The sequence below is a fragment of the Phenylobacterium sp. genome, from assembly GCF_024508875.1.
Classification (GTDB): Bacteria; Pseudomonadota; Alphaproteobacteria; order Caulobacterales; family Caulobacteraceae; genus Phenylobacterium.
Genome location: NZ_JANINU010000099.1, coordinates 2,188 through 7,931, shown reverse-complemented (window position 1 = coordinate 7,931; position 5,744 = coordinate 2,188). Strand labels below are relative to the sequence as shown.

Here is a 5,744-nt window from a genome sequence, read left to right as displayed (position 1 = left end):
CCGTCGAGCGCACTTCCTGGGACGAGGCCGATCCGGACGAGACCCATCGCATCCTCGACGCCCTGGACTTGCTGCTCGCCGAGGACGCCGCCGACCCCGGTTTCCTCGATCGCAAGATCGACGCCTACATCGAAGACCTGCGCCACGACCTGGGCCTGGATCCCGACGACGAGACCAGGCCCCCGCCCCGAGGCCGCTTCAAGCGCCTCGTCCGCGGCGCTCCCCACTGGATGTGGGAGCCCAGGTTCCGACCCGACCCGGAGGACGAACCGGACGACGACGAAGACGAGTGGCGAAGCTCTGGCTAGCCACCCCCTCTCGCTTCGCGAGCTCCCCCAAAGGGGGAGCATCTAGAGAACAGCACCGATCTAGATCCTCCCCATTCCACCCCCTCTGGGGGTGGATCGCGAAGCGAGGGGGGGCCGAGCCTCCTTGCGGCTCGGAGGGGGAGGCGCCGAAGGCGGAGGGGGTCACCCCCACCACCCTCCAAGCCCTGTCATCCCCGACGGCCAAAGGCCGATCCGGGACCCAGGAGCACATGCACCGCAGAACCCACTGGGTCCCGGCGCTCCAGCCGGGATGACAGCGCTGTGGGCTGCGCTCAAATTCATCTGTCATCCCGGTTTCGCGGCGCGCGAAGACCGGGACGCGCCACGGAGGCGCACGCCCCGTCACCCATGACCAGCGCCTGCGCTACAGCAACAGCCCGAACACCCGACAGTCCCGCCGCTCGCCGTCCTTCAGGATATGGCCCCGCAGCAAGCCTTCCTCGGTGAAGCCCAGCCGCTCCAGCAGCGTCTCCGAGCGGCGGTTGCCCAGGTGCGTCCGGGCGGTCAGCTTGCGCAGGCCGTTCGTGGCGGCGAAGGCGAGCACCGTGCGCATGGCCTCCAGCGCGTAACCCTGGCCCCAGGCGTCGCGGCCCAGCATGAAGCCCACCTCGGCGCGCCGGTGCCAGCGGTCGATCTCGGACAGGTCGCACGAGCCGACGAACTCGCGGCCGCCCAGCGTGCGGATGATCCAGTAGATGGCGCGGCCGTCCGCCATGCCGTCCACCTGGCCCTGGACGATCTGCGCGACGACGTCCGGGTCGTCGATCTCCGGAATATCCCAATAGGCCATGACCTCGGGATCGCCCATGATCGGGAAGAGGTCGGCGCCGTCGCCCGCCGTCAGCGGCTCCAGCCGCAGCCGCTCCGTCTCCAGGATCGGAAGACGTTCGAAGTCCAGAATCATCGCCCAGCCCCCGCACCCTTTGTTATCCAGGTGCGACGCACTAGCTATGGCGTCAGGGCGGGCTCGGTGATAGAGCGCGCGCTTCATTTCGCCGGGGTGTGTCCGCCCGAGCGCACAGAACGCACTGGAAAGACTATCCGATGCTGCTGAACCTGCTGCTGGTGATCGAGGTCATCGTCGCCTTCTTCCTCGTGGTCGTGGTGCTGCTGCAGCGCTCCGAGGGCGGCGGCCTGGTCAGCGGCGGCACCGGCTCGATCATGTCGGTGCGCGGCGCGGGCGACCTTCTGACCCGAACCACCTGGATCCTGGGCACGATCTTCTTCGTCCTCGGCCTGCTGCTGACCATCGTCTCGGGCCGTGAGCGCGGCTCGGCGTCGGTCGTCGATCGTCTGAAGGTCAACGCCGTCAACCCGGCCGAACTCCAGCGCGAGGCGGCCCAGCCGCCGGCCGGCACGGCCCAGCCGGGCCCCGCGGGCAGCGCGCCGGCGCCCCTGACGGCTCCGACGCCGACGATCAACAACCCCTTCGGCACGCCCGACCAGCCGGTCGCCGCCGCGCCCCCGCCGGCGCCCGCGGCTCCGGCCAAGAAGTAGACTTCGATAGTCGTGGATAGACGCGAAACCCCCGGAGTCGCGTGACCGAATCAGCGCTAACCTGAACGCCCATGGCCCGGTACATCTTCATCACCGGCGGCGTGGTCTCCTCTCTTGGCAAGGGTCTCGCGTCCGCCGCGCTCGGCGCCCTTTTGCAGGCGCGGGGCTACAAGGTCCGCCTTCGTAAGCTCGACCCGTATCTCAATGTGGATCCGGGGACGATGAGCCCCACCCAGCACGGCGAGGTGTTCGTCACCGACGACGGCGCCGAGACCGACCTGGACCTCGGGCACTACGAGCGCTTCACGGGCGTCAACGCCACGCGCGCCGACAACATCACCACCGGCCAGATCTACAAGAAGATCATCGAGAAGGAGCGGCGAGGGGACTACCTCGGCGCCACCGTCCAGGTGATCCCGCACGTCACCGGCGAGATCAAGGACTTCGTCCTTTCCGATCCGGGCGAGGGCGTCGACTTCGTGCTGGTCGAGGTGGGCGGCACCGTCGGCGACATCGAGGGCCTGCCGTTCTTCGAGGCGATCCGCCAGCTTGGCCAGGAGCTGCCCCGCGGGCACGCCTGCTTCATCCACCTGACGCTGCTGCCGTACATCAAGACGGCCGGCGAGATGAAGACCAAGCCGACCCAGCACTCCGTGAAGGAGCTGCGCTCGATCGGCATCCAGCCCGACATCTTGCTCTGCCGCTGCGAGATGCCCATTCCCGAGAGCGAGCGGAAGAAGCTGGGCCTGTTCTGCAACGTGCGCCCCAGCGCCGTGATCCAGGCCATGGACAGCGAGAACATCTACGCGGTGCCCCTGGACTATCACCGCCAGGGCCTGGACACCGAGGTGCTGGACGTCTTCGGCCTGGCCGACACCGCGCCGAAGCCCGACCTGACGAAGTGGGAGCAGATCTCCCATACGCTCAGCCACCCCGACGGCGAGGTGAACATCGCCATCGTCGGCAAGTACACCGCCCTGACCGACGCCTATAAGTCGCTGATCGAGGCCCTGGTGCACGGCGGCGTGGCCAACAACGTCCGGGTGAAGTTCGACTGGATCGAGGGCGAGGTCTTCGAGAAGGAAGAGGCCCTGATCGCCGAGAGGCTGAACAGCGTGCACGGCGTACTGGTCCCCGGCGCGTTCGGCGAGCGCGGCTCGGAAGGCATGATCCGCTCTGTCCAGTTCGCCCGCGAGCACGCCGTGCCGTACTTCGGTATCTGCTTCGGCATGCAGATGGCGATGATCGAGGCGGCCCGGAACCTGGCCGGCATCGAGCAGGCCTCGTCCACCGAGTTCGGCCCCACGTCCGAACCCATCGTCGGCCTGATGACCGAGTGGGTGAGGGGGAACGAGCGCGAGATGCGCGCCGAGGGCGGCGAACTGGGCGGCACCATGCGCTGCGGCGCTTACGAGGCCGTCCTGACGCCGGGCAGCCGGGTGGCCGAGATCTACGGCTCGACCAGCATCTCTGAGCGCCACCGACACCGCTACGAGGTGAACATCGCCTACCGCGAGGCGATCGAGAATACCGGCCTGAAGTTCACCGGCCTGTCGCCGGACGGCGTGCTGCCCGAGCTCTGCGAACGCCAGGATCACCCGTGGTTCGTGGGCGTCCAGTACCACCCGGAGCTCAAGAGCCGCCCCTTCGACCCGCACCCCCTGTTCGCCAGCTTCATCGGCGCGGCCAAGGAACGGAGCCGGCTGGTCTAGGACCTTTCCCTCCCCATGAAGGGGAGGGAAAGCTACGCTGGCCTCCATGCTCACGCCCGACGACATCCGCGCCGCCGCCCTGGCCCAGCCTGAGGCCTACGAGGAGCCGCACTTCGACATCCCGTCCTTCCGGGTCGCCAAGAAGATCTTCTGCACGATCCATAAGGACCACCCGCGGATCATGCTGAAGCTGGACCCAGAGGATCAGCGCAACCTGTCCGACGGCGCGACGATCGAGCCGGTGTCCGGCTACTGGGGCAGGAACGGCTCGACCTTCGTCTGGTACGAGAAGCTGGCGCCAGAGCGGCTGGCGGAGCTGATGCGCATGGCCTGGGCGAACGTCGCGCCGAAACGCCTGCTCAAATGAAGAAGACCACCCACAACGCCGCCAGCACGACGTTCGACAGGGCATAGGCGCTCAGCCGGTGGACCACATTGTTGTAGCTGAGGTGGATCGCCGAATGGATCGCCCGCAGCGCCACATAGGCCCAGGCCAGGACCAGCGCCGTCTGATCCACCCGCCCGGCCACGTAGTACATGAGCCCCGCCACGTAGAAGAGCACGGGCAGTTCCAGCAGGTTCATGAAGTTGCGGTTGGTCACCGCCACCTCGGGTGGCACCCGCGCCGATTCGCCGAGCTTGAAGTCGTCGGGCGTCACCTGCCGCGCGAAGACGGCCCGGAATCGCGCCGCCGGGATGAACCCCAGGACCACGAACGTCAGGAGCGCCATGGCTCCCATGGGGGCGAAGATGGCTTCCTGCGGCATGACAGCCCTCCCGGCGATCCGCTGACGGCGTAAGCTATCGCAGGTGGGTTGATCGCGCGCGGGGTTTCATGCATAAGCCCCCGCTCACGTGGCGGCCCCAGTTGGCCGCCGCAACCTTTTTCACGCCCGCGAGATCTCCGATGGCTGTTCCTAAACGCAAAACTTCGCCCTCGCGGCGGAACATGCGCCGCTCGCACCACGCGCTCGGCCCCAACACCTTCCACGAAGACAAGGAAACGGGCGAGCTGAAGCGTCCGCACCACGTCGACCTGAAGACCGGGATGTACAAGGGCCGTCAGGTCCTGACGCCGAAGGAAGACTAGTCTCTTCCATCGCATCCTGAGTTGCGATTCCGAAACGCCGGCCGCGAGGTCGGCGTTTTGCGTTATGACGTAGTGAGCCGCTATCCTGAGCCCATGATCCAAGCGGCCTTCATCGCCCTGTCCGCCCTGATGGTCGCCGCCGGCGCCCCGAAGCCGGCGCCGCTGACCCCGGACGGCTGGGGCGACGTGAAGATCGGCATGTCCGAAGCCGAGGCGGTGCGCCGCTTCAAGCTCAAGGTGCCGTCCAGCGACGACGGCGTCAGCTCCGAGGCCTGCCGCGAACTGAGTTTTCCGGAAGGCGGCCCGGACCTCGTGGTGATGACTGAGAACGGCAAGGTCACCCGCATCAGCGCCTTCGGCGACAGCGCCGCGAAGACCGACCGCGGCTTCGGCCTGGGCGCCCGCGAAGCCGATATCCGCAAGGCTTACGGGCCTAAGCTGAAGGTCGAGCCCCACAAGTACGACGACCTGCCGGCCCACTACCTCACCGCCTGGACGGTGAAGGGCAAGCGCGGTGTGCGCTATGAGACCGACCAGAAGGGCCGCGTCACCACCATCCACGTGGGCGGCCCATCGATCGAGTACGTCGAGGGCTGCCTCTGAAGCCTACTGGGCTCGGCCGCGCGCCTGCACCTTCTCGCGGCGGACGGCGACCATCTCGGGCGTGACCTCGCGGTTGTGGACCACCGAACGCTCGTGCTCGAGCTTCAGGCCCTCGCCCATAGGCAGGTCGTAACCGTCGTCGATCATCGCCTTGTAGGTCACCAGCATGTCGGCATCGATGTCGGCCATCTGGGCGGCGAGCTGCAGGGCTGCCCGCATCAGCTCTTCCGGCGCCACCACGCGGTTCACCAGGCCCCAGTCGTAGGCCTGCTGCGCCGACAGGAAGTTGCCCGTGAGCGACAGCTCCTTGGCGCGATAGGGGCCGATGCAGCGGCTGAGCTTCTGCGACAGCCCCCAGCCGGGCGTGATGCCGACGCGCGCGTGGGTGTCGGCGAAGCGCGCGTTGGTGGAGCAGAGGAGCACGTCGCAGGCCAGCGCGACCTCGAAGCCGCCGGTGATCGCCACGCCGTTGATGGCGCCGATGATCGGCTTGGAGCAGGCCAGGACGGCGCG

The 5,744-nt window shown here is 67.8% G+C and carries 9 protein-coding genes; 6 read left to right on the top strand and 3 right to left on the bottom strand.

The genetic code is table 11. The features are described 5' to 3' along the window. Nucleotides 1–308: hypothetical protein (locus tag Q0L11_RS09020; RefSeq protein ID WP_296596787.1), on the top strand; the 308-nt coding region annotated here is incomplete at its 5' end. 385 nt (nt 309–693) lie between these two features. Here Q0L11_RS09020 and Q0L11_RS09015 read toward each other — a convergent pair. Continuing rightward, the gene (locus tag Q0L11_RS09015; protein ID WP_296596785.1) at nt 694–1,233 is read right to left on the bottom strand and encodes a GNAT family N-acetyltransferase; all 540 of its coding nucleotides are present in this window, start codon (nt 1,231–1,233) and stop codon (nt 694–696) included. A gap of 140 nt (nt 1,234–1,373) precedes the next feature. On the opposite strand from Q0L11_RS09015, the gene secG reads away from it, so the two are divergent. The 3 genes from secG to Q0L11_RS09000 all read left to right on the top strand — a co-directional run bounded on the left by secG (nt 1,374) and on the right by Q0L11_RS09000 (nt 3,905). After that, nucleotides 1,374–1,826: a preprotein translocase subunit SecG gene (gene secG, locus Q0L11_RS09010; protein ID WP_296596783.1), complete on the top strand. Its 453-nt coding sequence runs from the start codon at nt 1,374–1,376 to the stop codon at nt 1,824–1,826. Between the two features lie 71 nt (nt 1,827–1,897). After that, nucleotides 1,898–3,538 (top strand): CTP synthase, encoded by a 1,641-nt coding sequence (locus Q0L11_RS09005; protein ID WP_296596782.1) that lies wholly within the window; start codon nt 1,898–1,900, stop codon nt 3,536–3,538. Between the two features lie 46 nt (nt 3,539–3,584). After that, the gene (locus tag Q0L11_RS09000; protein WP_296596781.1) at nt 3,585–3,905 is read left to right on the top strand and encodes an MmcQ/YjbR family DNA-binding protein; all 321 of its coding nucleotides are present in this window, start codon (nt 3,585–3,587) and stop codon (nt 3,903–3,905) included. Here the strand turns inward: Q0L11_RS09000 and Q0L11_RS08995 are convergent. Beyond that, nucleotides 3,898–4,305, bottom strand: a complete 408-nt coding sequence (locus Q0L11_RS08995; RefSeq protein ID WP_296596780.1) for an MAPEG family protein — start codon at nt 4,303–4,305, stop codon at nt 3,898–3,900. The genes Q0L11_RS09000 and Q0L11_RS08995 overlap by 8 nt on opposite strands. A gap of 140 nt (nt 4,306–4,445) precedes the next feature. Between Q0L11_RS08995 and rpmF the strand changes: the two genes are divergently transcribed. Both rpmF and Q0L11_RS08985 read left to right on the top strand, forming a co-directional pair. Next, on the top strand, nt 4,446–4,628 hold the full coding sequence (rpmF, locus tag Q0L11_RS08990; RefSeq protein WP_293359783.1) for a 50S ribosomal protein L32: 183 nt from the start codon (nt 4,446–4,448) through the stop codon (nt 4,626–4,628). Between the two features lie 93 nt (nt 4,629–4,721). Next, nucleotides 4,722–5,231 carry a hypothetical protein gene (locus Q0L11_RS08985; protein ID WP_296596779.1) on the top strand — a complete coding sequence of 170 codons (510 nt, stop codon included), beginning with the start codon at nt 4,722–4,724 and terminating at the stop codon, nt 5,229–5,231. 3 nt (nt 5,232–5,234) lie between these two features. On the opposite strand, the gene Q0L11_RS08980 is transcribed toward Q0L11_RS08985, so the two are convergent. Then, nucleotides 5,235–5,744 (bottom strand): enoyl-CoA hydratase-related protein (locus Q0L11_RS08980; protein WP_296596778.1); only part of this gene is annotated, 510 nt, incomplete at its 5' end.

Coding starts and splice junctions, on each gene's coding strand:
- Q0L11_RS08995 (WP_296596780.1), bottom strand. CDS start 4,305: ATGCCGCAGGAAGCCATCTTCGCCCCCATGGGAGCCATGGCGCTCCTG.
- secG (WP_296596783.1), top strand. CDS start 1,374: ATGCTGCTGAACCTGCTGCTGGTGATCGAGGTCATCGTCGCCTTCTTC.
- Q0L11_RS09000 (WP_296596781.1), top strand. CDS start 3,585: ATGCTCACGCCCGACGACATCCGCGCCGCCGCCCTGGCCCAGCCTGAG.
- Q0L11_RS09005 (WP_296596782.1), top strand. CDS start 1,898: ATGGCCCGGTACATCTTCATCACCGGCGGCGTGGTCTCCTCTCTTGGC.
- Q0L11_RS08985 (WP_296596779.1), top strand. CDS start 4,722: ATGATCCAAGCGGCCTTCATCGCCCTGTCCGCCCTGATGGTCGCCGCC.
- rpmF (WP_293359783.1), top strand. CDS start 4,446: ATGGCTGTTCCTAAACGCAAAACTTCGCCCTCGCGGCGGAACATGCGC.
- Q0L11_RS09015 (WP_296596785.1), bottom strand. CDS start 1,233: ATGATTCTGGACTTCGAACGTCTTCCGATCCTGGAGACGGAGCGGCTG.